General features: G+C 62.8%; 23 protein-coding genes and 2 pseudogenes. 12 read left to right on the top strand and 13 right to left on the bottom strand.

Annotation, left to right across the window (positions count from 1 at the left end; translation table 11 throughout):
- Positions 1-2 precede the first annotated feature (2 nt).
- From E8A46_RS20050 to E8A46_RS20030, 5 genes are all read right to left on the bottom strand, one after another.
- The gene (locus E8A46_RS20050) at positions 3-1337 is read right to left on the bottom strand and encodes a TolC family outer membrane protein (RefSeq protein ID WP_291564907.1); all 1335 of its coding nucleotides are present in this window, start codon (positions 1335-1337) and stop codon (positions 3-5) included.
- Positions 1338-1529: 192 nt separating this feature from the next.
- Positions 1530-2369 (bottom strand): SprT family zinc-dependent metalloprotease, encoded by an 840-nt coding sequence (locus tag E8A46_RS20045; RefSeq protein ID WP_291564905.1) that lies wholly within the window; start codon positions 2367-2369, stop codon positions 1530-1532.
- Between the two features lie 239 nt (positions 2370-2608).
- Complete coding sequence (phaZ, locus tag E8A46_RS20040) at positions 2609-3937, bottom strand: polyhydroxyalkanoate depolymerase (protein ID WP_291564902.1); 1329 nt, start codon at positions 3935-3937, stop codon at positions 2609-2611.
- Positions 3938-4060: 123 nt separating this feature from the next.
- A complete protein-coding gene (locus E8A46_RS20035) occupies positions 4061-4864 on the bottom strand; it encodes an ABC transporter permease (RefSeq protein ID WP_291564986.1) in 804 nt (267 codons plus the stop codon).
- Between the two features lie 11 nt (positions 4865-4875).
- Positions 4876-5670: an ABC transporter ATP-binding protein gene (locus E8A46_RS20030; protein WP_291564899.1), complete on the bottom strand. Its 795-nt coding sequence runs from the start codon at positions 5668-5670 to the stop codon at positions 4876-4878.
- Positions 5671-5928: 258 nt separating this feature from the next.
- On the opposite strand from E8A46_RS20030, the gene E8A46_RS20025 reads away from it, so the two are divergent.
- Together E8A46_RS20025 and E8A46_RS20020 are read left to right on the top strand one after the other, a co-directional pair.
- Positions 5929-7254: an ActS/PrrB/RegB family redox-sensitive histidine kinase gene (locus tag E8A46_RS20025; RefSeq protein WP_291564895.1), complete on the top strand. Its 1326-nt coding sequence runs from the start codon at positions 5929-5931 to the stop codon at positions 7252-7254.
- 162 nt (positions 7255-7416) lie between these two features.
- Positions 7417-7971: an ActR/PrrA/RegA family redox response regulator transcription factor gene (locus E8A46_RS20020; RefSeq protein WP_291564892.1), complete on the top strand. Its 555-nt coding sequence runs from the start codon at positions 7417-7419 to the stop codon at positions 7969-7971.
- Positions 7972-8105: 134 nt separating this feature from the next.
- On the opposite strand, the gene E8A46_RS20015 is transcribed toward E8A46_RS20020, so the two are convergent.
- The 3 genes from E8A46_RS20015 to E8A46_RS20005 form a co-directional block, all read right to left on the bottom strand.
- Positions 8106-8558, bottom strand: a complete 453-nt coding sequence (locus E8A46_RS20015) for a hypothetical protein (RefSeq protein WP_291564889.1) — start codon at positions 8556-8558, stop codon at positions 8106-8108.
- A 19-nt stretch (positions 8559-8577) separates the two neighbouring features.
- A complete protein-coding gene (locus E8A46_RS20010) occupies positions 8578-8949 on the bottom strand; it encodes a hypothetical protein (RefSeq protein WP_291564886.1) in 372 nt (123 codons plus the stop codon).
- A gap of 251 nt (positions 8950-9200) precedes the next feature.
- Entirely contained in the window at positions 9201-9686 is a 486-nt protein-coding gene (locus E8A46_RS20005; RefSeq protein ID WP_291564884.1) for an MmcB family DNA repair protein, read from the bottom strand.
- Positions 9687-9835: 149 nt separating this feature from the next.
- On the opposite strand from E8A46_RS20005, the gene lpxD reads away from it, so the two are divergent.
- Both lpxD and E8A46_RS19995 read left to right on the top strand, forming a co-directional pair.
- Complete coding sequence (gene lpxD / locus E8A46_RS20000; RefSeq protein WP_291564983.1) at positions 9836-10903, top strand: UDP-3-O-(3-hydroxymyristoyl)glucosamine N-acyltransferase; 1068 nt, start codon at positions 9836-9838, stop codon at positions 10901-10903.
- 79 nt (positions 10904-10982) lie between these two features.
- Positions 10983-11651: an MBL fold metallo-hydrolase gene (locus E8A46_RS19995; protein ID WP_291564883.1), complete on the top strand. Its 669-nt coding sequence runs from the start codon at positions 10983-10985 to the stop codon at positions 11649-11651.
- A gap of 46 nt (positions 11652-11697) precedes the next feature.
- Here the strand turns inward: E8A46_RS19995 and E8A46_RS19990 are convergent, their stop codons facing one another.
- Both E8A46_RS19990 and E8A46_RS19985 read right to left on the bottom strand, forming a co-directional pair.
- Positions 11698-12912: a PHB depolymerase family esterase gene (locus E8A46_RS19990; RefSeq protein ID WP_291564880.1), complete on the bottom strand. Its 1215-nt coding sequence runs from the start codon at positions 12910-12912 to the stop codon at positions 11698-11700.
- A gap of 82 nt (positions 12913-12994) precedes the next feature.
- Positions 12995-13174: a hypothetical protein gene (locus E8A46_RS19985; protein ID WP_291564877.1), complete on the bottom strand. Its 180-nt coding sequence runs from the start codon at positions 13172-13174 to the stop codon at positions 12995-12997.
- A gap of 48 nt (positions 13175-13222) precedes the next feature.
- On the opposite strand from E8A46_RS19985, the gene E8A46_RS19980 reads away from it, so the two are divergent.
- From E8A46_RS19980 to E8A46_RS19965, 4 genes and pseudogenes are all read left to right on the top strand, one after another.
- Entirely contained in the window at positions 13223-13813 is a 591-nt protein-coding gene (locus E8A46_RS19980; protein ID WP_291564875.1) for a hypothetical protein, read from the top strand.
- On the top strand, positions 13792-14472 hold the full coding sequence (locus E8A46_RS19975) for a hypothetical protein (protein WP_291564872.1): 681 nt from the start codon (positions 13792-13794) through the stop codon (positions 14470-14472). The genes E8A46_RS19980 and E8A46_RS19975 overlap by 22 nt, the downstream gene beginning before the upstream one ends.
- A 120-nt stretch (positions 14473-14592) precedes the next feature.
- Positions 14593-15558, top strand: a complete 966-nt coding sequence (locus tag E8A46_RS19970) for a formylglycine-generating enzyme family protein (RefSeq protein ID WP_291564869.1) — start codon at positions 14593-14595, stop codon at positions 15556-15558.
- 183 nt (positions 15559-15741) lie between these two features.
- Positions 15742-16986, top strand: a pseudogene (locus E8A46_RS19965) (LLM class flavin-dependent oxidoreductase).
- 21 nt (positions 16987-17007) lie between these two features.
- On the opposite strand, the pseudogene E8A46_RS19960 reads toward E8A46_RS19965, so the two are convergent.
- Positions 17008-17916, bottom strand: a pseudogene (locus E8A46_RS19960) (ABC transporter substrate-binding protein).
- Positions 17917-18207: 291 nt separating this feature from the next.
- On the opposite strand from E8A46_RS19960, the gene E8A46_RS19955 reads away from it, so the two are divergent.
- Positions 18208-19584 (top strand): cytochrome P450, encoded by a 1377-nt coding sequence (locus tag E8A46_RS19955; protein ID WP_291564866.1) that lies wholly within the window; start codon positions 18208-18210, stop codon positions 19582-19584.
- Positions 19585-19589: 5 nt separating this feature from the next.
- Here the strand turns inward: E8A46_RS19955 and E8A46_RS19950 are convergent, their stop codons facing one another.
- Both E8A46_RS19950 and E8A46_RS19945 read right to left on the bottom strand, forming a co-directional pair.
- Positions 19590-20612: an adenylate/guanylate cyclase domain-containing protein gene (locus E8A46_RS19950; protein ID WP_291564863.1), complete on the bottom strand. Its 1023-nt coding sequence runs from the start codon at positions 20610-20612 to the stop codon at positions 19590-19592.
- A gap of 130 nt (positions 20613-20742) precedes the next feature.
- A complete protein-coding gene (locus tag E8A46_RS19945) occupies positions 20743-21585 on the bottom strand; it encodes a glucose 1-dehydrogenase (protein WP_291564860.1) in 843 nt (280 codons plus the stop codon).
- 191 nt (positions 21586-21776) lie between these two features.
- Here E8A46_RS19945 and E8A46_RS19940 point away from each other — a divergent pair, with 191 nt between their 5' ends.
- The 3 genes from E8A46_RS19940 (at position 21777) to E8A46_RS19930 (ending at position 25283) form a co-directional block, all read left to right on the top strand.
- Positions 21777-22739 carry an HWE histidine kinase domain-containing protein gene (locus E8A46_RS19940; RefSeq protein WP_291564857.1) on the top strand — a complete coding sequence of 321 codons (963 nt, stop codon included), beginning with the start codon at positions 21777-21779 and terminating at the stop codon, positions 22737-22739.
- Between the two features lie 174 nt (positions 22740-22913).
- Entirely contained in the window at positions 22914-24698 is a 1785-nt protein-coding gene (locus E8A46_RS19935; RefSeq protein WP_291564853.1) for a GGDEF and EAL domain-containing protein, read from the top strand.
- 180 nt (positions 24699-24878) lie between these two features.
- On the top strand, positions 24879-25283 hold the full coding sequence (locus E8A46_RS19930; RefSeq protein ID WP_291564852.1) for a YccF domain-containing protein: 405 nt from the start codon (positions 24879-24881) through the stop codon (positions 25281-25283).
- Positions 25284-25498: the final 215 nt, after the last annotated feature.

The following is a 25498-nucleotide window of genomic DNA, read 5'->3' as shown; positions in this document are numbered from 1 at the left end:
ATTCAGCGGCCGTCGGGAGTGCGAACGCCGAACCAGTTGTCGCGCACCTGATGATAATGAACGCCCGGATCGTAGACCGGCGTGGCGAGACGGAGCACCTGGGGCGATAATCGTCCTATGGTGTTCAAGACAGCATACGACGCGACCACGCGATCATGCTCCGCAGTCACCAGCGCGACGCGGGCGTTGACCAGCGCCTGCTGCGCGTTCAGCACGTCGAGCACGGTACGCTGGCCGACGGTTGCTTCCTTTCTCGTGCCGAGCAGCGCGATCTCCGACGCCGTGACCTGGGCTTGCGCGGATGCGACCTGCGCCTTGCCCGCCAACAGCTGGCCCCAGGCCGTGACAAGATCGGCCCTCGCCTGATCGCGAACCTGCTCGAGATTGAGGCGCTGCCGCTCGAGCGTTTCCTTCGACTGCCGTATCAGCGAATATTCCGCGCCGCCCTGATAGATCGGCACGCTCACCTGGGCGGCCGCCGCAGCGCTGGATAGCTTTATCGACGTGATGGTCTGTTGCCAGCTCTTCTGAGCGCTGGCCTGCAGCGTGACGCTCGGAAACAACGCCCCCTCGTTGACTTTCACATTGAGAAAACCGACGTCGATGCCGAACATCGCGGCCGTCACGTTGGGGTTTTCCGCCAGGCTGAGCGCGATGGCGCCTTGCAGCGTTGCCGGCAAATAGCGGTCCACCGGGGAACCCGGCGCGAGTTGCGCCGGTTCGGTGCCGATGATGCGGCGAAAGTTCGCGCGCGTCGTCGTCAAAGTGGCCTCGGCGGCGAATTCCTGGCTGCGGCCTGCCGCAAGCTGCGCTTCGGATTGCGCAACGTCGGTCGGGGTGACCAGCCCGGCACTGTACCGATCGCGGGTCTGTTTGAGGGTTACCTCAAGAACCCGCGTGTTATTGCGCTGGACCTCCAGAATGGCGGCATCGCGCAGGTAGTCCATGTAGATGGTCGCCGCCGCCAGCAGAACCGACTGTTCCATGAGCCGCAGGCCTTCCCGCGCTCCCGAGACCTGGCTCTCCGCGGCCCGGGTCTTGTTGGCGGTTTGATTGCCGTTGAACAGCGTCTGGGTCACCGTGACGCCCACCGCGTGAGGGCTCTGCGGCCCGTCTTCGAGCTTCCGGCCGGTCGAACCTATAGCGAGTTGGTTGGTGTATTGGGCGCCGCCGCTCGCAGTGACGGCGACCTTGGGGCGGTAGCCGGACAATGCCTGGGGCACGTTTTCATCGGTGGCCCGCACCGTGGCACGTTGCGCATTGAGCTGCGGGTTGTTCTGGTAGGCGCGCAGCAGTGCGGCCTCCATGGTATCGGCACGGGCAGGGGTTGCGGCCATCTGAAGAAGGATAAGAACCGCCGTTACGGCTCCGCCCGGGACTGTCACGCGTTGCATGCGTGACTTATCCAACGCCACACGCCGCCTGACAACATCCATATGCATTTCTTGCACGGCTCAAAAGCGCATACCTGCGCCGGCCGTGCTGCCGCGGCGGCTCGATCGATGAGAGGCTTTGCGCGCTAGCGCAACCTAGTCCTGGATGCCATAGCGATGCAGGTCGTTGCCGTGGGTGTCGAGCCAGGTCTTGGCGCGCTCGACGTGACTGCAGGCCCTTGCGACGACCCTCCAGAACCGCGTCGAATGGTTCATTTCGACGAGATGGGCCACCTCGTGGGCGGCAAGGTAGTCCAGCACGTAAGGCGGCGCGAGGATCAGTCGCCACGAGAACGACAGCGAGCCGGCGGATGTGCACGAACCCCAGCGGCTCGACTGATCGCGAATCGACAGCCGCTTGACCTTCACGCCCATGGCCTGGGCATAGGACAGCGACGCCTTGTGCAGATCCTTGCGGGCTTCGCGCTTCAGGTAATCATGCACCCGTCGCTCGATATGTTCGGCACCGCCTGCGACGCAGAGAATCCGCTCGCCGCTTTCGCGCATTTCAGTCCACACCGTGCCGCGCTGGCCGGCGCGATGCACGATCTTGTGCGCGGCGCCGCGCAGCGGAACCAGGGTGCCCGGAAGAAACGGCGCCGCCTTGGGCAACCGGCCGAGGCGCGCGGCAATCCATCCGCCGTGACGCTGCGCGAAATCCTTGGCGTCGGCGATGCTGCCACGTGGCGGCATGGTCAGGATCGCTTCGCGGTCGCTTGGATGAATGCGCAAGGTGTAGCGGCGCGCCCGTCGATGGCGGCGCAGCCGAATCGAGTAGATCTGCGAGCCGTGCTTGACCAGAAGAGTCGAAGGTTCGTAAGGCCGCCGATAAAGGAGGGCGCGAGTGGCCATGTCTGCGATTCCGGGGATCAGAAGTTCGCCCGGATTCTGCCATATCCGCCGCCAGTGAAATCGCTCGGCGCAAAAACAAATCATTTGCCCAATATACAGGGGTTGGCCGGCCAGCCGGCCCTATAGGATGGGCCCGGAACAAAAAAAATCCGCCCCGAAGCCGCTTGGCCAAGCACCCCAAGGAGTGAGGTGAAACTCATTCTTTCGCGGTCCCCGGAATCGGGCTTTCCGCAGGCCAATTCAGGGGGTTACCCCACCCCTCGAATCACGCCCGATTCGTTCTCGAACCGGCTATTCCGCATCGAAGTCGCCAGATTGGCGGCTTACTCCGCGGCATAAGCCAATGAAGGCTTCACATTTGCCGCCGACATCATGAAATCGGAAATCCGTGGCACGATTTCCGATTTGAAGCGCGAGCCGTTGAAGACGCCGTAGTGGCCGACGCCCTTTTGCACATAATGCACCCGGCGGTGATTGGGGATCGAACTGCAGAGCGCGTGGGTCGCCTCGGTTTGCCCGAGCCCGGAAATGTCGTCGTGCTCGCCTTCCACCGTCATCAACGCGGCGCGCCTGACCTTCGACGGGTCGACCAGCTTGCCGCGATGGGTCATCTCGCCCTTCGGCAAAGCGTGCTTGACGAACACGGTATCGACGGTCTGCAGGTAATACTCCGCCGACAGATCCATCACCGCGAGATATTCGTCATAGAAGTCGCGGTGCTTGTCGACCAGGTCGCCGTCGCCTTTCACCAGATTCCTGAACAGGTCCTTGTGGGCGTCCATGTGGCGGTCGAGGTTCATGCTGATGAAGCCGTTAAGCTGCAGGAAGCCCGGATAGACGTCGCGCATGACTCCCGGATGCGGAAACGGCACCTTGGTGATGACGTGATTGCGAAACCAGTCGATGCCGCGCTCGGCGGCAAGGTTGTTGACCGCCGTCGGATTGCGCCTCGTATCGATCGGACCGCCCATCAGCGTCATCGAAACCGGAACGTAGGGATCGTTCTCGGCTTCCATGATCGAGACCGCCGCCACGACCGGCACCGAAGGCTGGCACACCGCGATGACATGCATGTTGCCGCCGAGCACGTGCAGCATCTCGATGACGTAATCGACATAATCGTCCAGATCGAACCGGCCCTCCGTCAGCGGAACCATCCGCGCATCGGCCCAGTCGGTGATGTAGACCTCATGGGTCGGCAGGAACGCCTCCACCGTGCCGCGCAACAGCGTCGCATAGTGACCGGACATCGGCGCCACGATCAGCACCCTCGGCTGGGGCGCGCGCAACGCACGCGTCAGCTTGCGATCGAAGTACAACAGACGGCAGAACGGCTTTTCCCAGATGACCCGCACTTCGATCGGGGTGCGGATGCCGTTCACATCGGTGTCAGTGAGGCCCCATTCGGGCTTGCCGTAGCGGCGCGTGGTCCGCTCGAACAGCTCGCAGCCGGCGGCGACGGATTTGCCGAACTCGGTATGCGACCACGGATTGAGCGGATTCTGAAACAGGATTTTCGTGGCGTCGGTAACGGCGCGCGCGGGATTGAGCGACGCATGCGCCATTTCGTACATCCAGTACATCGGCGTCGTAACCGCCGGACTGCCTTCGGCCACCAGTGGCGGTGCGCCGCCAAATTCACCAATCGGCATTTAGTCCTCACCTCTTTTGCATCGCAGCATAGTGCCGAATGCGTAATAAAGCGTCAATGCACAGATCGGTATTTCTACGCGGCATACAAGCTGATCACAGCTAAAATCCCCCGTAAAAGCCCGCTATTCACCACTCTGGATCAGCGACCCGTGCCGCCGCGCGCTGCGCAAAAGCACAAGAAATGTCGCAAATGACGCCATAAACAGCACGACGTTGATGGCGAGCGCATCCAACATCAGGTCGGCGCGAAACACGTGGTCCATCAACAGCGCCCGCATGCCCTCGAACACGTAAGTCGGCGGCAACGCCCAGGCGACATATTGCAGCCAGTGCGGCAGCACCGTCACCGGATAGTAAATGCAGGACAAGGGCATCAGGCCGAACATCAGCGTCCAGACGATGCTTTCGGCACCGAGGCCGTGGCGGAGCACCAGCCCCGAGACGAAGATCCCCACCGACCAGCTGGTGAAAATCAGGTTGCAGAAGAACGCGATCAGCGGCAGTCCGATGCCGTAGAGGTTGAAGTCGAAGAAGATCATCGCCAGCAGCGTCATCGGAATGACGCCGATCGCGAGCCGGATCAGGCTCATGATCATCAGCGCGATCAGCAACTCGATCGGCTTTAGCGGGCTCATCATCAGGTTGCCGAGATTGCGCGCCCACATCTCCTCGAGAAACGAGATCGAAAAGCCGAGCTGGCCGCGAAACAGGATGTCCCACAGGATCACCGCGCCGACCAGCGTGCCGCCGGCGCGGGCGAAAAACCCGGCATTCTGCGAGATGTAGTTCTGCAGGAAACCCCAGGTGACGATCTGCAGCGCCGGCCAATAGAGCAATTCCAGCAGCCGCGGCCACGACGACATCAGGAGATAACAGTAGCGCAGCACCATCGCGTTGATCCGATGCGGCGCGATACCCCCGACCATGACCAGCCTGCTCACGGCGTGCCTTCTTGAACGCGGCCGCGCGCGACATCGAGAAACACTTCTTCCAGTGTCGTCCGGTTGTAGCGGGCCATGATCCTGTCCGGGCTGTCGTCGTCCTCGATGCGGCCGCGTTTCATGATGATGACGCGGTCGCACAGCCGTTCCACTTCAAGCATGTTATGCGATGCCAACAGGATGGTCGCGCCGTTTTCCCTGCGGTAGGTCTCGAGGTGCTGCCTGATCCAGTCGGCGGTGTCGGGATCGAGCGATGCCGTCGGTTCGTCCAGCAACAGCAATTCGGGTTGATTGATCAGCGCCTTGGCCAGCGCCACGCGGGTCTTTTGCCCGGCGGAGAGTTTGCCGTTGGCGCGGTCGAGGAAATCGCCAAGATCGAGATCGGCGGCGAGTTTCTCGATGCGTTCGCGCAGATTCTCGACGGCGTAGAGGCGGCCGAAGATGGTGAGATTCTGCCGCACCGTGAGCCGCATCGGCATATCGACATAGGGACTTTCGAAATTCATCCGGCCCAGCACCTCGGCGCTCTGCTCCGGCATCGGATAGCCCAGCACCCGGATGCGCCCCGAACTCGGCAGCACCAGCCCCATGATCATGGCAATCGTCGTGGTCTTTCCGGCGCCATTGCCGCCGAGCAGCCCCGTGATGCTGCCGCGGCTGATGCGGAACGACACATCGTCGACGGCGCGGGTGGTCTTGTAGAATTTTATCAGGTGCGCAACCTCGATCGCGGCCGATTCGTCGGGATGGGCCGCGGCAGGTTGGGATTTGATCGCACCATCATTCATCATGCGGGCCGTTCATTGGGCCATCGGGGCCATAAGCGCAAGACTTCAAGCGCAAGACTTCAAGCACAACACTTCGGCAGCAATTTGCGGCCGTTCGATCTGGCGCCGGGAAAGCCAGTTTGTCGTCGGCGCCGTGCGAAGCTAAACTCCGGCGCGGTCGATTTGAAGCTTGCGTGGCATTGCCAGTGCCCTTTTGCTCCTGAAGCTCGTATATGAGGGTACCGCGACGTAACACGAATTTCGGAAAGCCGGGCACCGGGCATGACTGACGTCGCAGCCTCCGATTTTCGCCATCCGCGCCGCTATGTCCGTCTGGATACGATATTGCGGCTGCGCTGGCTTGCCGTGCTTGGCCAGCTCGCGGCCATCTTTATCGTTGTACAGGGGCTCGAATTCGACGTCGAGGTCGCCCCCTGTGTGATCATCGTCGGGCTGTCCGCACTGCTCAATCTCGTCCTGCAGACCAGCTTCGACCCGATGCAGCGGCTGGAGCCGGCCTACGCCGCGGCGCTGCTGGCGTTGAACATCGTCGAACTGGCCGGACTCCTGTTCTTCACCGGCGGCCTGCAGAACCCCTTTTCATTTCTGTTTCTTGCTCCGGTTCTGATCTCGGCGGCGGCACTGCCGATCAGGCTCACCATCGCGCTCGGCCTCCTGGCGGTCGCCTGTGCCTCCGTGCTGGTATTTTTTCATCTGCCGTTGCCGTGGGATAGCGACGACCCGCTGGTGCTGCCGCCGATCTATTTGTTCGGCGTGTGGCTCTCGATCGTGGTCGCCATCGGCGTCACCAGTCTTTATGCCTTCCAGGTCGCGGAGGAATCCCGCAAGCTGTCGGACGCGCTGGCAGCGACCGAGCTGGTGCTGACGCGGGAACAGCATCTCACCCAGCTCGACGGTCTTGCGGCCGCGGCCGCCCATGAACTCGGCACACCGCTTTCCACCATCTTTCTGATTTCGCGCGAGCTGGAGCGGACCTTGCCGGATAACAGTCAGATCGCCGGCGACATCAAGACGTTGCGGGAACAGGCGCAGCGCTGCCGCGATATCCTGGCCAAGATCACCCAGCTCTCTTCGACCGGTGCGCCGTTCGACCGCATGCCCTTGTCGGCGCTGATCGAGGAAACCGTGGCGCCGCATCGCGATTTCGGTGTGGTGATCAAGGTCCGCATTGCGGTTGCGGGCACCCCCGAGCCGGTGGGAACACGAAATCCGGCGATCCTTTATGGCGTCGGCAATATCCTCGAAAATGCCGTCGATTTCGCGCGCACGACCGTGGAGGTGAATGCGTGGTGGAATGCCGACACCGTCGAGATCATCATTTCCGATGACGGGCCGGGCATTGCGCCCGACATGCTGAAACGCATCGGCGAACCCTATCTGTCGCGGCGGCGCAGCGCGGATGAGGCCCAGGGCGCGCATAGCGGGCTCGGTCTCGGGGTGTTTATCGCCCGCACGCTGCTTGAGCGCACCGGCGCCAAGGTCTCCTTCACCAACCGAATTTTTCCGGACCATGGCGCGGTGGTTCAGATCGGCTGGCCGCGAAACCGTTTCGAGGGGCGCGAACCTGCTGCGGAATCGCCGCCTTAGGCGTCATTGGGAAGAGCGGGAACCGGCTTTTCCGAATGGATCATACTCCGGAACGGTGTCGCGGGCGTCGCGAGGGTGGCGGGATCGACCTTATGCGGTCTTGGCAGCGCCGGGCCGCCACGCCATATGCTGTATGGTCCGACATAGAGGATAGGCCGAATCGTGAACGCCATCGCTGAACTGACGGGACACGCCGATCGCTCCCTCCTGATCGTGGAGGACGACAAGCCGTTTCTGGAGCGCCTCGCGCGCGCCATGGAAACCCGTGGCTTCACGGTGACCTCCTGCGACAGCGTCTCCGACGGCCTGGCGCAGATCGGCCGGGCGGCCCCCGCCTTCGCGGTTGTGGATCTCCGGCTTGCCGACGGCAATGGCCTTGACGTGGTGTCGGCGCTGAAGCGCAAGCGGCCCGATGCGCGGGCGATCGTGCTGACCGGCTACGGCAACATCGCCACCGCCGTGACCGCGGTGAAGATGGGCGCGGTGGACTATCTCGCAAAGCCCGCCGACGCCGACGATGTGGTTGCGGCGCTGCTCGCCAGCGGCACCGAAAAGTCCGAACCGCCGAGCAATCCGATGTCGGCGGACCGTGTGCGCTGGGAGCACATCCAGCGCATCTATGAGATGTGCAATCGCAACGTCTCGGAAACCGCGCGGCGGCTGAACATGCATCGCCGCACCCTGCAGCGGATTCTGGCCAAGCGCGCGCCGCGCTAGGCGGGGCATGACGGGGCCGTGATCGCAATGAACGGCGTGCCGACGACGTAGGCGCCTCCGGCAGGGGGCCATCTAGCGATAGAAATGATACGCGAGCTGCGCCTGCCTAGTGACTTGCAGGGCGGCGCGGAACGCTACGCCGCGCTGACGAACGTTCTGGGCGACCCGAAGTCAGGGTCGTCACCAAACACCTCGATGCGGCGATCCAGTTCGTCTTTCTTAATATCCCGCGGAATTTCACGCAGCGCTGCGTAGTCGCGGCGCGTGGTTTTGGTCCCGCTCCATCGCGCCGGCAGTTGGGGTAGCCGTTCGCTGCGCCTCGCCAGCGGTTTTGCCAAGGTCCAGAACAAAAGGCTGAGACGGACGTAGGCCATGCCTTCGAGGCTGGCCACCGAAGTGCCCGGCGGAATCGAAAACATCTCGAGGCCGACAATCGGGCCTTCGTCGGCCCGGGCGACCATGACGTGCGCGGTCGCGCCGAACTCGGTGGCGCGCCCGTAAAGCGCGAAATGCGCCGGTGCCCGGCCGGGATAGGTCGGCGGCCCCGGATGAAAATTGTAAGCGCCGTAGCCAAGCCGATCCAGCACGTCAGGTGACGGCCTGTTTTCATTTCAGGTTGAGGGTGGCCTTGTTGTCGGTTTGGATGCCGGTGTTGGGATCGGTCACGATCGTGTCGATCTGCGCGACGCCCTTTCCGGTGAGTATGAACTGGGAATTGCCGATTCGAAACCTGCCCTTGGTGGTGATGAGCGCTCTTTGAAACTGAAGACCACTGGAATCCTGAAGCGTCACGTTGGCGCGGTAGCCGCTGACCTTGGTGATCGAAATGGTTATCGGCTGATTTTTATAATCCTTGCCGGTCCAGGTGCCCTGATACTTGGTTGGATCGACGGGGGCGAATTTGTCTCCCGGTGAGATCAGGTTCGCGCTGGTATTTGCCGAATAGGAAGACTGCAGGACGCTCATGATGCTGCTCATTTGAAACCTCCTTCGCCCCTTGGGATACCGGGCTGCCACGATTATCGCTGGCAGAACGGAATTAATCGTTGGCTAACTTTCGCGGCCGGCGCGCCCGTATTGGATGCGCCCCCGGATTTCGGCGCCGGTTTCGCCGCGGGCGTGATTTGGCCGGATCAAGGCCCGAGGATCGCTGCCGGGGCGCAACGCGTCGCGATTGTCCGACCCGCGTCCGCGCTGCGCCGGTGAGCCGCTTCAAGCCAAGGCGTTTGCTAGAATTCGGCATGCCCCTGCGGATCGACCAGACGATTGATCCGCTGCGCCGCGGCGATCGCAAACCGCACCGTCATCAGTTTGCGGGTCGGCGCCGGTAACCGATGCTCCGGCGCCGCGCAATGCATATGCGCGCCATAGGCGTCGGCGACGATCAGGCCGGTGTCGCCAGGGAAGATCTCGCACGGCAGCTCCTGCGTGAAGGCGAAGAACAGCCGGTCGCAATGGGCCCTGTATTCCGGCCATTTCTGGTCGGCGCGCAAATCCTCGATCGATGATTTGATCTCGACGATCCAGATCTCGCCGCGCTCGTTGATAGCCACCAGGTCGGCGCGCCTTCCCGACGGCAGCGGCAATTCGCTGATGCAGGAAAATCCCAGCGACCGTAACAGCCGCGCGGTGCCGCGCGCGATCGCAAGCGCCGTCTCCGACTGACGGCGGTCCGGCGCGGGCACGAGACTGGCCTGGCGGGCTGGCGATTCCATCGCGACAAACATAGAGCGCCGGCGGCAAAACAGGAAACCCGTTTTGCGTTCGGGCCAGCCCGTGTGCCGAATCTGCCGCTGCCGGTCCCGAATTACCTTGGGAACACCGGCTGAAGGGGTTATCGTGGACATAGCCGGGAGTAAGGACACTGACCGAGTTCAGCTTTTTTTCGCGCTCGGCGGGTCTGAGCGTGGCGGAAATCGCTTCGTTGACCGGGGCGGAGCCATCTGCGGGATCGGATCTGTCCCGCCGCCTGACCGGCATCGGTCCGGTCGACTGTGCCGGCGCCAACGACCTGACCTTCGTCAAGGATGCCAAGTTTGCCCACGCGCTTGCGGCGACTGGAGCCGGCGCGGTGCTGACCAGCGCGCGTTTCGCAGGCCAGGCGCCGGGCAGCGTAGCGGTGCTGAGCGTGCCCGAGCCTTATGACGCCTTCGTCAAGGTCGTGCGTGAAATCTATCGCGGCGCGCTGCGTCCGACCTCGGTGTTCGGTAGCGACGGTGTCTCGCCCAACGCAGCCGTGCATCCCTCCGCGGCGCTGGAGCGTGACGTGACGGTGGACCCGTTCGCGGTCATCGGGCCGTCGGCCAGAATCGGATCGGGCACATTGATCGGCGCCCACGCTGTGATCGGCGAACATGTCCGGATCGGGAAAAATTGCGCCATTGGCGCCCATTGCACGATCACGCATGCCCATCTCGGTGACGGCGTGGTGATCCATCCCGGTTGTCACATCGGCCAGGACGGGTTCGGTTATGTCTCCTCCGCCGAAGGACATATCAAAATCCCGCAGATCGGCCGCGTCATCATTCATAACGACGTTGAGGTTGGTTCGGGCACCCGGATCGATCGCGGTGGAATGCGCGACACCGTGGTCGGCGAAGGAACCAAGATCGATAACCTCTGCCAGATCGGACACAATTGTGTCATCGGCCGCCATTGCATCATCGTCGCTCAATCCGGCTTCAGCGGCAGCGTGACGATCGAGGATTTTGTCGTGCTGGGAGCCCGCACCGGCATCGTCCCGCATGTCACCGTCGGCAAAGGCGCGATGCTGGCGGCGCGATCCTCTGTCTATGAGGATGTCCCCGCTGGCGCCGTCTGGGGCGGCATTCCGGCCAAGCCGACCCGGGAATGGATGCGTGAAATGGTCGTGCTGCAGCGCCTTGGGGCGCGGGGCCGCGTGAAATCCAAGGGCCGCGCGGTCAAGTCGTAGTCACGCGATACGCACTGTTCCACCGAAAATGCGCGAATCTTTGACTTGGCGGCCTGCGAAAAATCGGCATTGTGCTGACATGACTCAGGAAACCGAAACCCAGGCAAAGGCCGGTGCGCTCATCATCCCGGTGACGCTATTTGAGCAGAACTGCACCCTAGTATGGTGCGCGGCCACCAAAAAAGCGGTGGTGATCGATCCCGGCGGGGACGTTGCGAAAATTCAGGCGGCCATCAAGCAGGCCAATGTCACGGTCGAAAAGATCTGGCTGACCCACGGCCATATCGACCATGTCGGCGGCGCAGCTGAGCTGCGCGACGCGCTCAAGGTGCCGATCGAAGGCCCGCATATCGCCGACAAGTTCCTGCTCGACAATGTGGTGACGAGCGGGGAGCGTTTCGGCATGACCGGCATGCGCGATTTCGCGCCGGATCGCTGGCTCGAGGAAGGCAACCAGGTCGGAATCGGCGAATTGACTTTCGACATCCTGCATTGCCCCGGTCACTCGCCCGGCAGCGTGGTGTTCTTCAACCGGGAAATGCGCTTCGCGCATGTCGGTGACGTGCTGTTCAACGGCTCGGTCGGGCGCAGCGACATTCCGGGCGGCGATCACGGCACGCTGATCAGGTCGATCAAGGACAAGCTGCTGCCGCTCGGCGACGATGTCGGCTTCATCTGCGGCCACGGCCCCGGATCGAGCATCGGCCAGGAACGGTTGACCAATCCGTTTCTCACCGGCGCGATGTGAGCGACGGCGGCGTGCTCCGCTCACGGCATTCGTCGATGCCGTCGCCTTATTTCATCAGGCCTGCCGCCGTGAGCGCGCGCGTGATCACGCCGCCGACGTCAATGCCGCGGCGCCGCGGCGGCTCGGCGGCCGGCTTAAGCGTCGTCAGCGGCCACAGCACCTTGGCGAGATCCGGCATTGGCACGGGTATCTGCGAGACCATCGGGCTGGTCTTGGTGGTTCGCGCCGAAGCCGTTGCAGGCGCCGCCTTTGCGGCTTCGCCGGGTTGGCGAATCCAATCCGTCAGGCCGAAGAAATTCGCAATGTGATACGAGGACGAGATGCCCGCCTCGATCAGGAACGCGCCCTGGGTGCCGTAGCGCTCGTCGTTGTCGGCCGTTCCCAGCGGAGTGCCATGGGCCATATCGGTGATGGTGTAGGATTCGACGATGGTTTCGCCGTCCGCATTCCACCAGATCTGCCGGGGATAGCCGTCGACAGTGCCCTCCGACATCGGCGCTGAAGACAGCTCATGCACGTCGAGCCATTGCTTGACGATCTCATTGGCGTTCGCAGGATTGACCGTGCGATCGGCGCTGCCATGCCACACCGAAATTTTCGGCCAGGGGCCGCGGTGAGTTGAGGCCTTGCGCACCAAGTCTCCCAGCTCGCTGGCCGGGCGGGCGGGCGACTGAAACATTCCGTTCAACGCTTCCCGCACATTGGTCGCAACGCCGTACGGCAGTCCGGCGATAACGGCGCCGGCTGCAAATATTTCGGGATAGGTCGCGAGCATGACCGTGGTCATGGCTCCGCCCGCCGATAGCCCGGTGACGAAAATGCGATCTGGGTCGATCTGATGGTCGCGTGCCATCCGCGCGATCATCTGCCTGATCGAACAGGCTTCGCCACCCCCGCGCCTGCTGTCTTCCGGGTTGAACCAGTTGAAGCATACGTTGGCGTTGTTCGAGGACTGCTGCTCGGGCATCAGCAGCACGAAACCATAATGTTTTGCCAGCGTGGACCAGCCGGCGCCCAAATCGTAGCCGGCGGCGGTCTGACCGCATCCGTGCAAAACGACGACCAGAGCGGGTGTCGGCTGCAGGCTGTCAGGCACGTATGAGAACATCCTGAGGTCGCCCGGATTGGCTCCGAATCCTTTGATTTCGACAAGAGGGCTGCGGACACCTCGCCGCATGCCTCGCCCGAAGCCTTCAAAGGCATTGATTCCGTGCAGTTTGGGTAGATTCCGCAGGAATTCGACATTCTTGGCAAGCGACACCGGCAGCTCCTTGGCGAGTGATCTATAACGCCATCCAAGAGCAGATAGTTGCTGCACTGCAAAATAAAAAGACCGTGTGCTGTCAGCCCTCGGATTCGTGATGATCGTCCTTAATTGGTGCAGCAATTGGTGCAGCGTGTCGCATCGACGACAGAAATGAGGCAGCGGCGACGATCGCCAGCGCAAACAGTGCCAGCGAAACAAGCAGCGCCCGGGTGGAGCGCGCCGCTTCGTGGGCGGTATTTCCCAAATCTTGACGCATGCGCTTCTCGCTGCGCGCGATAGAGTGCGCGCCGGAGCGATATTTCAGATGATAGCGCAGAGACCAAAAATCCTTCTCAGCGAGGGCTCCAGCCTGTCGTCGCGCGAGGCGATCACGGCACTGGGGCTCGCTGGCCATCGGGTCGAACTGGTTTCCGCCGATCCGATCTGTCTTGGACGTTTCTCGCGTTTTGTCAGTCGTGTGCTTCGGGCGCCTGCGTCGGGCGCCGATCCCGATGGCTATCTGGCGGCCGTGCTCGAAGTCGTCAAAGCCGGCAATATCGACGCGCTGATTCCGGTGCATGAGCAGGCCTACCTGTTTGCCGCCGCGCGCAAGCGGCTTCCCCTCGGCCTCGGAATCGCGCTCGCCGATTTCGAGGTGTTCGAACAGGTCCAGAGCAAGGCCAGTCTCGCCGATCTGCTGACGCGGCTGAAAGTGCCGCAGCCCAAAACCGATGTTGTTCGCTCGGCGGACGAATTCGCTGCCGAGCGGCCCTATCCGTTTTTCGTCAAGGCCGCGTTCGGCACCGCCAGTGTCGGCGTCTGGCGGATCGGCGACGCACGCCGGCGCGATGCACTGCTGCAGCAAGTCGAACAGGGAAGGCCTTCGCGGCAGGTTTGCTGGTCCAGGCCGCGGTGACGGGTTCGCTGGAGCGCACGCAGGCGGTGTTCGATCGTGGACGCCTCGTCGCCAGCCATATTTATCGGCAAGTCGTGGAGGGGCCTGGCGGCGGCGACGTGCTCAAGATCAGTGTCGTCAGTGCCGAGGTGCGCGAGATCGTGAGGCGGATAGGGCAAGCGCTGGGCTGGCACGGCGCGTTGTCGTTCGATTACATCCGAGAGGGTGCAACCGGAACGCCGCACTTCATCGACGCCAACCCCCGTCTGGTCGAGCCGATGAATGCCTGGCTGAGCGGCGTCGATTTGCCGGGCGCCTTGCTCCAGATATCGCTGGGCGAGGCGCCGCCGGTTCAGCCCGACGGCCGCGAGGGTGTCCTTACCCGACTGGGCATCATGGGACTGCTGGATGCCGCGCGGCAGCGGCAGCGCCATCGCAGACGGGACATCCAGCGTGAAATCGCTTTGCTCGCCTTTGGGTCGGGGCGTTACCGCGGCTCGCGCGAGGAACTGGTGCCACTGCTGACCGACCCATGGTGCGCGGTTCCTTTGGCGGTAGTGGTGACAAGACTGCTGCGCGCACCGGCGGCGGCGGCGCGATTCTCGGACACCGCAGTGGCGGCGTACAGCCTGACGCCCTCGGCGATCCGGCGGCTGCACGCATGGCGGCATGCCGCATAGGCCGCAAATGCCTATCGGCGATTGCAGATCCGGGTCTCGCCGAAGGTGCGTCCGGCAGGCGTGAACGCGATGCTATCTGGGCGCGACCAAGCATCATCGCTCCCGCTCGAAGGATAGCTCATGACTGCCAGGCTGAAGCTGCTCGCCGCGTTCACCGTGGGCGCGCTTGCCGTCTCACTTGCCGGCGCCGCATCGGCGAAATCGACGCGGGCCAGACCGATGCCTGCTCCGGCGGCGGAAGCGACGCCGGCGCCCGCAGCCCTGTCCCGGCAGTTCTTTGCAGCGAAGGGGGTGCAGCCGCTGACGCCGGAGATCGAAGCGGCGCTGAAACCAAAGGACAGTTTCAAGGAATGTGACGTTTGCCCGGAGATGGTGGTGGTGCCGAAGGGCTCTTTCACCATGGGCACGCCGGTGACCGAAGTTGATCGCTACAAGGGCGAGGATCCGCTGCATCGCGTCACCTTGGCTCGGCCGTTCGCGGTCGGGCGTTTCACGATTTCATTCGACGAGTGGGACGCCTGTCTCGCCGATGGTGGTTGCGACGGCAATAAGGGTGACGACAGGTTTGGACGAGGCCGGATGCCGGCGCAGGGCATCACCTTCGATGCGGCGAAATCCTATCTTGCTTGGCTGTCACGCAAGGTCGGGCGCACCTATCGGCTGCCGAGCGAGTCCGAGCGCGAGTATTTCACTCGCGCCGGCACCACGACGGCTTTCTGGTTCGGTAAAACCATCTCGTCGCAAAATGCCAATTATGCAGCCGGAACACCCTATGCCGGCGGCCCTCGCGGCGTCGACAGCAAGGGCCCGGCGGTGGTGGATTCCTACGCGCCGAACCCGTTCGGGCTGTATCAGGTGCACGGCAACGTCTGGGAATGGACCGAGGATTGCTTCAACAAGCGCTATACCGAGGATACGCCGACCGACGGCGCGCCGTGGCTGGAAGGCGACTGCACCAAACACATGGTGCGTGGCGGCCTGTGGAACTGGTCTGCCGACAAATCGCGTTCGGGCTATCGCGACGACAACTATTTCGACAGCGGCAACAGCTTTCGCGTCGTCAGGACGCTCAACGTGCAGCCATGAGGACGCGGTAGCATATCGGGCAATCCGGCAGCAGAATTCCGGGCGGCGGCATGCCGCCGCGCCCTGCACGCCAACCATGCTCCGATGCCGGCTTTCCGCGATTGCCTTTGCTCTTCCCTTGGCGCCTCCCACCCCATAATTTGGCGGCAAACAACCAAGAACAATCGTCCGGAGGGAAACCCCATGGCCCGCCTCAAATTCGGAGCCTTCCTCGCGCCGCATCATCCGATCGGCGAGCATCCGATGCTGCAATTCCGCCGCGACCTCGATTTCGTCGAGTAGCTCGACGCGCTCGGCTACGACGAATTCTGGTGCGGCGAGCATCACTCCTCGGGCTGGGAGACCATCGCCTCGCCCGAAATGTTCCTGGCCGCCGCCGGCGAGCGCACCAAGCGCATCAAGCTCGGCACCGGTGTGATCTCGCTGCCCTATCACCATCCCTTCAACGTCGCCCAGCGCATGGTGCAGCTCGACCACATGACGGGCGGCCGCGCCATCTTCGGCTCCGGCCCCGGCGCGCTCGCCTCCGACGCGCATACGCTCGGCATCGACCCGATGACCCAGCGCGATCGTCAGGACGAGGCGATCGCGATTATCCGCCGGCTGTTCAACGGCGAGCGGGTGACGGCGAAGAGCGACTGGTTCACGATCAACGATGCCGCGCTGCAGATCCTGCCGTTGCAGGAAGAGATGCCGTTCGTGGTGGCCTCGCAGATCTCGCCGTCGGGGATGACGCTGGCCGGCAAATACGGCATCGGCATCATTTCGCTCGGCTCGATGTCGACGCAGGGCCTAATGGCGCTGCCGACGCAATGGAGCTTCGCCGAGGATGCCGCGAAGAAGCACGGCACCACCGTGAGCCGCGCCGACTGGCGTGTGCTGCTCTCCTGGCATATCGCCGAGAGCCGGGAACAGGCACAACGCGAGGCTGGCGCCGGACTGATGCGCTGGCACAACGAGTATAACGTCGCCACGCTGCAGCGGCCCGGCCTGCAGCCGTTCACTTCGCCGGAAGACGCCGTCGAGAAGACCGCCGGCGGCGAGGGCGCGGCCTCCACCATCGGGACCCCCGACGATCTGGTCAGGACCATCAAGAAACTGATGGAGGTCTCCGGCGGCGTCGGCAGCATCATCGGCTTTGCGCATGACTGGGCCAACCCGGAGAACACCAAGCGCAGCTGGGACATGGTGGCGCGCTACGTGGTTCCGGAAATCAACGGCTACCTCACCAAGCTGCGCGAGTCACAGAAATTCCTGATCGAGAACCGCACGGTGTTCGAGCGCGCCGGGCAGGCGGTGATGGCGAAGATTATGGAAAACGACAAGGCGGCGGCCGCACTGCCGCTCACCGGTCCCGGCCGCGTCGCGATCCCGGCCGTCAATGCGCCGGATCTGCAGAAGGAAGCTGCGAAACTGAACAAGGCGTGACACGCGGCGCCACGCACCCAATCATTCGATTACCTCGTCGGCGCCGGTGAGCAGCGCCGGGGGAATGGTGAGACCGAGCGCCTTGGCAGTCTTGAGGTTGATCGTCAGCTCGAATTTCGTCGGCTGCATCACCGGCAAATCGGCCGGCTTCTCGCCCTTCAGGATCCGTCCGCAATAGATGCCGGAGTTGCGGTAGGATTCGTTGATAATGGTGCCGTAACTCAAAAGGCCGCCCATCGCGACATTTTCACGCCAGCGCTAGCTCGCGGGAACGGCGTGTCTTGCAGCGAGTTCGACGATCGCAGCACGCCGGCTGTCGAAGTAGGGTTCACCCGCGACAATGATGGCGCCAGCGTTCAACCCCGCCAACTGCGCAAATGCAGCTTCAATTTCCCGGTCATTGCTCGCATTCAGAATCTGCAAATCGATGCCGAATGTCTTTGCGGCCTCTTGCACAGCAATTACCTCGAGCCGGACGCTCGGATTGGCCGGGTTTGTCAGGTAGGCAATTCTGTTGGCCGACGGCACCAGTTCGTGCAGGAGTCCTAGCCGCTTTGCGCCGAGCGCCGAATTGAAAACGCTCATGCCGGTGATATTGCCGCCGGGCCGGCTCAGGCTCTCGACCAGTCCAAGGCCGACCGGATCGTCCGCGGCAGAAAAAATAATCGGGATCTTGGAGGTGGCCTTCTTTGCGGCGAGCGCGGACGGTGGGCCACCTGCCGCGAGGATTGCGGCGACCCGCAGGCTGACGAGTTCGGCGGCGAGCGTCGGCAATCGGTCATAGTTGCCTTCCGCCCAGCGGTATTCGATCGCAACGTTCTGGCCCACGACATATCCGGACTCGCCGAGGCCTTGACGAAAGGCAGCGACGACGGCCGCGGATTCGCCCGGCGACCTGCTGCTCAGATATCCGACGACCGGCGTCGCCATTTGCTGAGCACGCGCGTCCAGCGATGAAAGAAGAGAGGAACTCGTTAGCGCGCCAAAACCTACAATGAATTCACGGCGTTTCATTTAATTAATCTCCAGATGTACTCGAAGGAGAACACCAAGGGCCGAAAGATATTTCGGAGAAATCCAGCAGCCGCCAGCCTATCACGGGCCGGGGCTTTGTCGTGCATTTAAGAGCGGCAGAAATCTCGTCTGACGCGAGGCAGAGGCTTTGCTTGCGAGAGACAAAGGACTACTTTAGCAAAACCGTGGCCCGACGGAGCAATTGTCATGTCCATGCAAAGTGTGGCTTCCCCCGCAATTTCGCTTCAGCCACCCAAGCGCCATTCGCTGGCGCACATTCCCGGTGACGAGGGCTGGCCGGTCATCGGCCGGACGCTGGCGATCCTCGCCGACCCCAAGGGCGAAGTCGAACGGATGTCGGCCAAATATGGCCTCGTCTATCGCAGCCGCGTGCTCGGTGAAACCAGCATTACCGCGCTCGGACCTGAAGCCAACGAGCTTGTGCTGTTCGATCAGACCAGGCTGTTTTCCTCGACCCATGGCTGGGGAACCATCCTGGGCCTGTTGTTTCCGCGCGGCTTGATGCTGCTCGATTTCGACGAGCACCGCCTGCATCGGCGGGCGTTGTCGGTGGCGTTCAAGTCCGGCCCGATGAAGTCCTATCTCGCGGCGCTCGATGCCGGCATCAGGGAACGCGTCGCGCGATGGCGGCAACAACCCGGCCCGATGCTGTTCTACCCGGCCATGAAGCAGCTCACGCTTGATCTTGCGGCGACCTCGTTTCTCGGCACAGGTATCGGACCCGACGTCGAGGAGATCACAGCCGCGTTCGTCGATATGGTGGCGGCGTCGATCGCCCCAATCCGCCAGCCCTGGCCGGGCACGCAAATGGCGCGCGGCGTCAAGGGCCGCGCCCGCATCGTCGCCTATTTTTCCGAGCAGATTCCGATCCGCCGCGCCAAGGGCGGCGAGGACCTGTTCTCGCAACTCTGCCGCGCCACCCACGAGGACGGCGCGCTGCTCTCGACCCAGGATATCGTCGACCACATGAGTTTCCTGGTGATGGCCGCGCACGACACGCTGACCTCGTCACTGACGTCTTTTGTGGCCGCCCTTGCCGCCAATCCCGAGTGGCAGAACAAGTTGCGCGACGAAGTGACGGCGCTGGGCGTCGGCGCCGACGAGGCCACCACCTTCGACAATCTCGAAGCCATGCCGCTCACCGAGATGGCGTTCAAGGAGGCGATGCGGATAAGGCCGCCGGTGCCCTCGATCCCGCGGCGCGCGACCCGCGACTTCGGTTTTGCAGGTTATTCGTTCCCCGCGGGCACGCTGGTCGGGATCAATCCGCTGTTCACCCATCACATGCCGGAAATATGGCCCGATCCCGACACCTTCGATCCGCTGCGCTTTACCGACGAGGCGCAGCGCGGCCGCCATCGCTTCGCCTGGGTGCCGTTCGGCGGCGGCGCGCATATGTGTCTTGGATTGCATTTCGCCTACATGCAGGCGAAATGCTTCGCCCGGCATTTCCTGCAGAATCTCAGCGTCTCGCTGCAGCCCGGCACCACGCCGGATTGGCAAATGTGGCCGATCCCGAAGCCGCGGGACGGATTGCGCGTGACGCTGTCGCCGGTCAGGTAAGCGGGTCAGGCCAGGGCCGGGGCGTCGATCCCGACCACGTCGATGCCGTCGGCGCGCCCGCGAATGGCCAGCCGCCCGAGATCGCGAACCGCAAACGGCGGCGCTGAACCGAACCGCTGCATCGCCGCGTACGATGCCAGAAATCCGCCATCCACGCTGCGGCTGAGTTCTTCGAGCCGTGCGGCGGTATTCATGACGTCGCCATTGAAGACGATGGCGCGTTTGATGTCGCCGATCTCGCCGACGATCACCGGTCCGAAATGCAGGCTTCCGCGAATCCGCGGCGTCACTCCGAATTGCTGCTCGAACTGGTTCGCTGCATGCGCTAATTCATCGCGCATCGCCGCAAAGCAGCGCAGGGGACGGCAATCGATCGCCCCGCTGCGTTCCGGCCAGGTCACGATCACCTCGTCGCCGACATAATTGAGGACCTCGCCGCGGTAATCCACGACCGCGAGGGTGAGCAGACGAAAGGTTTCATCGAGCAAGCGATGAATGCCGGTACCGCCGAGCTGCTCGGCCAGTCCGGTCGAGCCGGCGATGTCGACGAACAGTACGAAGCGATTTTCCTCGACCGGCCTGTGATATCGCCCGGTGATGAAGTTCAGGAACGCGCGATGTCCGACGATGTTGGAGATTCCCATAGCGAGGTTGATCACGACCGAGAGCACGACGGAATAGATCAGGCCGAGCCAGAAAGTTTCATGGGACATGTCGGGCAGTCCGGCGATGGCCTCGCCGACCTGGAGCCATTGGATGACGACGGTAATCGTTGCGTAAATCGCGCTCCGTACAGCCAGGCTGGCGGCGAAGGGAAGTCCGCTGAGCCACCCGCGCATCGGCCCTTCCAGCACGAACAGTTCAATGCTCGCGAGCACGAAGCTTATGACGAGCCCGTACGCGCCTCCCACGACCATGGCGGAAGCCAGGGGGCGTCCCCGCGCGAGGTTGAACAGAACGCCCGAGATGGCCCCGGCCGCCACGACGGCGGCGAGCAATCGCAGTTTTCGTTCAAGCCTTGCGTTCATGCCATCCAGCCAGGTTGCGCCGGCTCCGACTATACACGGATCCGGTCAGCAGCCCTGATGAACCCGACGGTCCCGATGACGGAAGCCCGCCGCCGATTTTCGGCTCGATCGTTCCGCCCTTCCGTTGAACTCACCCCGCGCCTTGCTCGAAGGTCTTGCGCAGGGCGGCAAGGCCCTGCTGCTGGGCGGTCCAGTTGCGGCCACCGGTGATGGCGCCATCGACCACCAGATCGTGGCCGTTGATGAAGGAGGATTCGTTGCTGGCGAGAAATACCGCGGCGTGAGCGATGTCCTCGGGCAGCCCGGCGCGGGGTATCGGCTGGGCGGTCTTGTAGACCTCGCGCATCACGTCGGGGGTTTTCTCCGCCGCCTCGACCGACAGGCCCAGCGCCTTGCCGAAAATGCCGGTGGCGATCGCGCCCGGCGAAATGCTGTTGACGCGGATGCCGGATTCACCGAGTTCCATCGCCACGCATTTGGTGAGATGGATAACGGCGGCCTTGGCAGCGCCATAGACGAGCGACGACGAAAAGCCCGCCAGCCTGCCGGCAATGCTGCCATTGTTGATGATACTGCCGGAGCCCTGACGGCGCATATGGGGCGCGGCGTGCTTCATGCCGAGCATCACGCTGCGCACCAGTGTCGCCATCGCCGCGTCGAAGCGCGCAACCTCCAGGCCTTCGATCCCGCCGGTCTGCGCCGGACCGCCGGCATTGTTGAACAGGCAGTCGATACGGCCGAATTTCCCGACCGCCTCGCCGATCAGCGCGCGCACCTCGTCCTCGACCGTGACATCGGTCCGGCGGAAGACGCAATGGGCGCCAAGCTTTCTCGCGAGTGCCTCGCCCTCCGGGGCGCGGCGGCCGGCGATGACGACTTTCGCCCCTTCCGCGACAAAGATTTCGGCGGTGCGCAGGCCGATGCCGCTTGTCGCGCCGGTAATCACCGCGACCTTGCCGTCCAGCCGTCCCATATTGTCCTCCTTTTTGACACTGCCGGCTCAAAATATCTCCGGCTCGCCGGAATAACGCAAGCCGGGTGTATCGCTGATGGCGGCCAGATGTCCCGTTGTTGAACGATGCAGGTGGCTTTTTGCAGCCGCAGCTCGCGCATTTTTCGTTATGCTTGGCCCTGTTCTGGATTCGCGGACCGGCTGATGTGACCATGATGAAATTGATCGACGAGTTTCGGCGCGGCTGGCAGGGAACTTCCCAGCCATCCCTGCCATTCAGCCTTGGCTTTGCGATATCCTGCGTTGCCGTGTCGACCGCGGCGCGGTGGTGTCTTTCGATGATCCGGCCGGACGTTTACTTCACCCCGTATTTTCCGGCCGTCTTCTTTGCCACCGCGCTCGGCGGCTACCGCATCGGAATCGCGACAGCCGTCGTGGGCGGAATATCCGGCATATCGCTGAATTTCGGCGACGCGCCGACTGATATTGCAAGACTGGTGCTGTTGGTAATCTATGCGATCGTGTGCGGCCTCACGATTTGGGGCGTCCAGCACTATCGCTCGGTCGCATCGAAGCAGCGCGAAATTTCGAAGCGCCTGATCCGGGAGGAGACATATCGCAAGCTGGTGGTCGATGAGCTTCAACACCGGCTGAAAAACAAGCTATCGACGATTCACGCCGTGCTCCACCAGGTGCTGGAGGACCAACCGCAAATCTGGGCCAGCATCGACCGGCGGATGCGGGCGCTGTCGACGACCGATGATCTGATCGCCAAGCTGGACGGCCGCGGTTGCGATATCAAGGATCTCTTGCTCTCCGAACTCGGACCCTACGGACATGTCCGGTTTAGCTTGAACGGCGATCGGCTGTTTCTGCCCGACAAGCTGGCGGTGAGTCTCGCGTTGATCTTTCACGAATTGGCCACCAACGCCGGGAAGTACGGCGCGTTTTCCGCCGCACGCGGGCTATTGCAGGTATCTTGGTCCGTGACCGACGATCGCCTCAATATCGTCTGGGACGAGACCGAGGGGCCCGCGGTGGAAGCGATCGGAGAAGCAGGCTTTGGCAGCAAATTGCTGCAATCGGCGCTCAAACCCTTCGATGGCAGGACCGATATCTCATTCTTGAACACCGGCATTCATTGCACGATGCAATGCCGCATACCCCGGAGTTGAGTTCCCTCGCCCAAATCGAGCCTGTGGGGTTTCGTGCAGGCGTACCGATTCGTTGACGCTCTGTTAATGACGACTACGCGACGCCGCCGCAAAACGCGCTTGCACGCGGCGATTGTCGGCATTCCGGATTCAACTTAACCAAAACTACAAGAGACTCTGACAGTTTTGGCCGTGATGCAAAGCCTCATCCCGCACGACCCGCAGCCCGCCGCGACGCTCGGCGAAGGCGAATTTGCCGTTGAAAGCGAATTGAGCATTCTGAGAGATGTGTTCAGAATGCTCCCGACCGGCGTCACGGTTCAGGACGAGCACGGCCAATTCCTGCTGGTCAACGACGCCGCGGCGGCGCAACTGGGGATGGTTGCAGGACAGCCGCCCGTGCTGGTCTCGAAACCATTGAGCGATCGTCGCGAAGTCGGGCTTGAATTGCTCCGCGCCGGACGTTCCCTTGTTGCGGAGGAATGCGTCACCGGCCGCCAGGGCAAGCAGGTTTTTCTCACCGCCCATCGGCCGGTTCGTATCGCGGACCGCAACCTGCTGCTTTCGAACTCTACCGACATCAGCGAGCAAAAAGCCGTCGAGGATCATCTGTTCCGATCGGCTTACTTTGACGAGTTGACCGGCCTGCCGATGCGGCGTGTGATCGAGCATCGTGCCAACAGCCTGATCCAGCGCGACGAACTGCGCGGCAGGTTCGCGCTCGCCTTTCTCGACATCGATAATTTCAAGCACATCAATGACTATTATGGCCATGCGATCGGCGATGGGCTTCTGATAGAGGTCGCAAAGCGGCTCGGGCTTGACCTGCGTGAGTCGGACATGTTGTCGCGGATCAGTGGCGACGAGTTCATGCTGCTGCTTAACCCGATCCAGAACGAGCGGGAGGTGGCGGAATATATCCAGGCCACGTTGCAGCGGCTGAAAGCGCCGTTCTTCATCGATGGATCGGAAATCTTCACTTCGACTTCGATCGGGGTGAGTTTTTTCCCCGAGCATGGACGCAGCTATGACACGCTGCGCCAGAACGCCGACATTGCGATGTATCGGGTCAAGAATGACGGCAAGGGCGCCGCGGCGTTCTTCGACGCCGGCATGGAACGCGAGGCGCTGGCGCGCATGAAAGTCGAGCAGTCGCTGCGGCTCGCCATTCTGGAAAAGCGCTTCTGCTGCGCCTTCCAGGCGAAAGTAGATATCCGGACCCAGGATATCATGGGCATCGAGGCGCTGGTCCGCCTGCGCGACGACGAGGGAGTGATTCAGGCCCCCGGCACCTTCATCAACCTCGCCGTCGAGTTGGGACTGATCGACGAGCTGACGCACCTCGTGCTGGCGGAGATCGTCAAGTCGATCGATCTCATCAACGAAACATTTGGTCCAAACACCTGCATCAGCATGAACGTCGCGGCCAAACAGGCCGGCAATCCGGAGTTCATGCGCTCGTTTGCGCAGGCGCTGGAGGCGACCGGGTTTCCCGGGCGTTTCATGATCGAGGTGACCGAAGATGCCTTTGTCGCCAAGACCCATTTCCAGGCCGAGATTCTGCCGATCTTCCGCAAACTGGGTGTCGGGATATCGATCGACGATTTCGGCACCGGCTATTCGTCGCTGTCGGCGCTCGCCGATATCACGGCCGACGAAATCAAGATCGACCGGTCATTCATTACCGACATCCATCTGCGACCGCGCAGCCAGGGAATCTTGCGGGCGATCGAATCACTGAGCGAGGCGCTCGGCATGACCGTCGTCGCGGAGGGCATCGAGACGTTTGAGGAGCTCGCCTATCTGCAGGCGGCCACCAGGATCCGCTACGCCCAAGGATTCTATTTTTCCAGGCCGATCTTTCTTGACGAACTCAGGCCGGCTGTCCCGCTTGCCAGCGAGGCGCGCGTCAGTCTGGCAAGCCGCTCGCCGCAGCAGAGCCGCCCCACTCATTCACGTCCCGAACGCGCTCGCCGCTGACCGGGGGTGTGCTCGTCGGCGCGCCTGGTTTCGACGAGCCGCACGACGGTTGCGGGTCCCCGCCGATGCCCGTTCCCGGCTGATTTGGCTTCTTGCTTACTATCGTCGCCCCATCGGAAGGCTTATAAAGCGACATCGCCCGGCGCGGGCCCGCGCCAGTCCAATTTCACAAGAAGTCGCATGCCCCCGGTTTCGATACTTCTCAACATACTCTGGATTCTCCTGGGCGGGCTGTGGATGGCGTTTGGCTGGGTGGTCGCCGCCATCATCATGGCCATCACCATTATCGGCCTGCCCTGGGCAAAGGCTGCGTTCAATATCGCCGCCTACACGTTGATGCCGTTCGGTCAGAAGGCCGTGCGCCGCGATACCCTGACCGGCCGCGCCGATATCGGCACCGGTCCACTTGGCTTGATCGGCAACCTGATCTGGCTGCTGCTGGCGGGCTGGTGGCTGGCGCTCGCTCACATCGCCACCGCGGTGGTTCTTGCCGTGACCATCATCGGCATTCCCTTCGCCTGGGCCCATGTGAAGCTCGCCGGCATCGCGTTGTGGCCGATCGGCAAGGTGATTGTGCCGGCCTAGAATCCGGTTGGCTCTGATTGAACGAGAGCCGAGGCCCAGGTCTGTCATCATTTTCGCGATGCGAACCGGTACCCGTTTCGATCGAAAACGCTGCTAGTGCCTTATGGCATTTAGTTGAATCGACGCATGCGCGCGTTCGGTCACCTCGCCCCGCCTGCGGGGAGAGGTCGATCACGAAGTGATCGGGTGAGGGGGACTATCCGCGAGTCCGGCTT

The sequence above is a fragment of the Bradyrhizobium sp. genome, from assembly GCF_004799445.1.
Taxonomy (GTDB): Bacteria; Pseudomonadota; Alphaproteobacteria; order Rhizobiales; family Xanthobacteraceae; genus Bradyrhizobium.
Note: the sequence above shows the minus strand (reverse complement) of the source record. Positions and strands in the feature narration are given on the sequence as shown.

Bases quoted from the DNA above. Each gene is read 5' to 3' on its own strand.
- E8A46_RS19940 (WP_291564857.1), top strand. From the start codon at position 21,777: ATGATGAAATTGATCGACGAGTTTCGGCGCGGCTGGCAGGGAACTTCC.
- E8A46_RS19945 (WP_291564860.1), bottom strand. From the start codon at position 21,585: ATGGGACGGCTGGACGGCAAGGTCGCGGTGATTACCGGCGCGACAAGC.
- E8A46_RS20050 (WP_291564907.1), bottom strand. From the start codon at position 1,337: ATGGCCGCAACCCCTGCCCGTGCCGATACCATGGAGGCCGCACTGCTG.
- E8A46_RS20005 (WP_291564884.1), bottom strand. From the start codon at position 9,686: ATGGAATCGCCAGCCCGCCAGGCCAGTCTCGTGCCCGCGCCGGACCGC.
- E8A46_RS19950 (WP_291564863.1), bottom strand. From the start codon at position 20,612: ATGAACGCAAGGCTTGAACGAAAACTGCGATTGCTCGCCGCCGTCGTG.
- E8A46_RS19985 (WP_291564877.1), bottom strand. From the start codon at position 13,174: ATGCGTCAAGATTTGGGAAATACCGCCCACGAAGCGGCGCGCTCCACC.
- E8A46_RS20030 (WP_291564899.1), bottom strand. From the start codon at position 5,670: ATGATGAATGATGGTGCGATCAAATCCCAACCTGCCGCGGCCCATCCC.
- E8A46_RS19980 (WP_291564875.1), top strand. From the start codon at position 13,223: ATGATAGCGCAGAGACCAAAAATCCTTCTCAGCGAGGGCTCCAGCCTG.
- E8A46_RS19970 (WP_291564869.1), top strand. From the start codon at position 14,593: ATGACTGCCAGGCTGAAGCTGCTCGCCGCGTTCACCGTGGGCGCGCTT.
- E8A46_RS20010 (WP_291564886.1), bottom strand. From the start codon at position 8,949: ATGAGCAGCATCATGAGCGTCCTGCAGTCTTCCTATTCGGCAAATACC.
- E8A46_RS19935 (WP_291564853.1), top strand. From the start codon at position 22,914: ATGCAAAGCCTCATCCCGCACGACCCGCAGCCCGCCGCGACGCTCGGC.
- E8A46_RS20045 (WP_291564905.1), bottom strand. From the start codon at position 2,369: ATGATTTGTTTTTGCGCCGAGCGATTTCACTGGCGGCGGATATGGCAG.
- E8A46_RS19995 (WP_291564883.1), top strand. From the start codon at position 10,983: ATGACTCAGGAAACCGAAACCCAGGCAAAGGCCGGTGCGCTCATCATC.
- E8A46_RS20035 (WP_291564986.1), bottom strand. From the start codon at position 4,864: ATGGTCGGGGGTATCGCGCCGCATCGGATCAACGCGATGGTGCTGCGC.
- E8A46_RS20025 (WP_291564895.1), top strand. From the start codon at position 5,929: ATGACTGACGTCGCAGCCTCCGATTTTCGCCATCCGCGCCGCTATGTC.
- phaZ (WP_291564902.1), bottom strand. From the start codon at position 3,937: ATGCCGATTGGTGAATTTGGCGGCGCACCGCCACTGGTGGCCGAAGGC.
- E8A46_RS19955 (WP_291564866.1), top strand. From the start codon at position 18,208: ATGTCCATGCAAAGTGTGGCTTCCCCCGCAATTTCGCTTCAGCCACCC.
- E8A46_RS19930 (WP_291564852.1), top strand. From the start codon at position 24,879: ATGCCCCCGGTTTCGATACTTCTCAACATACTCTGGATTCTCCTGGGC.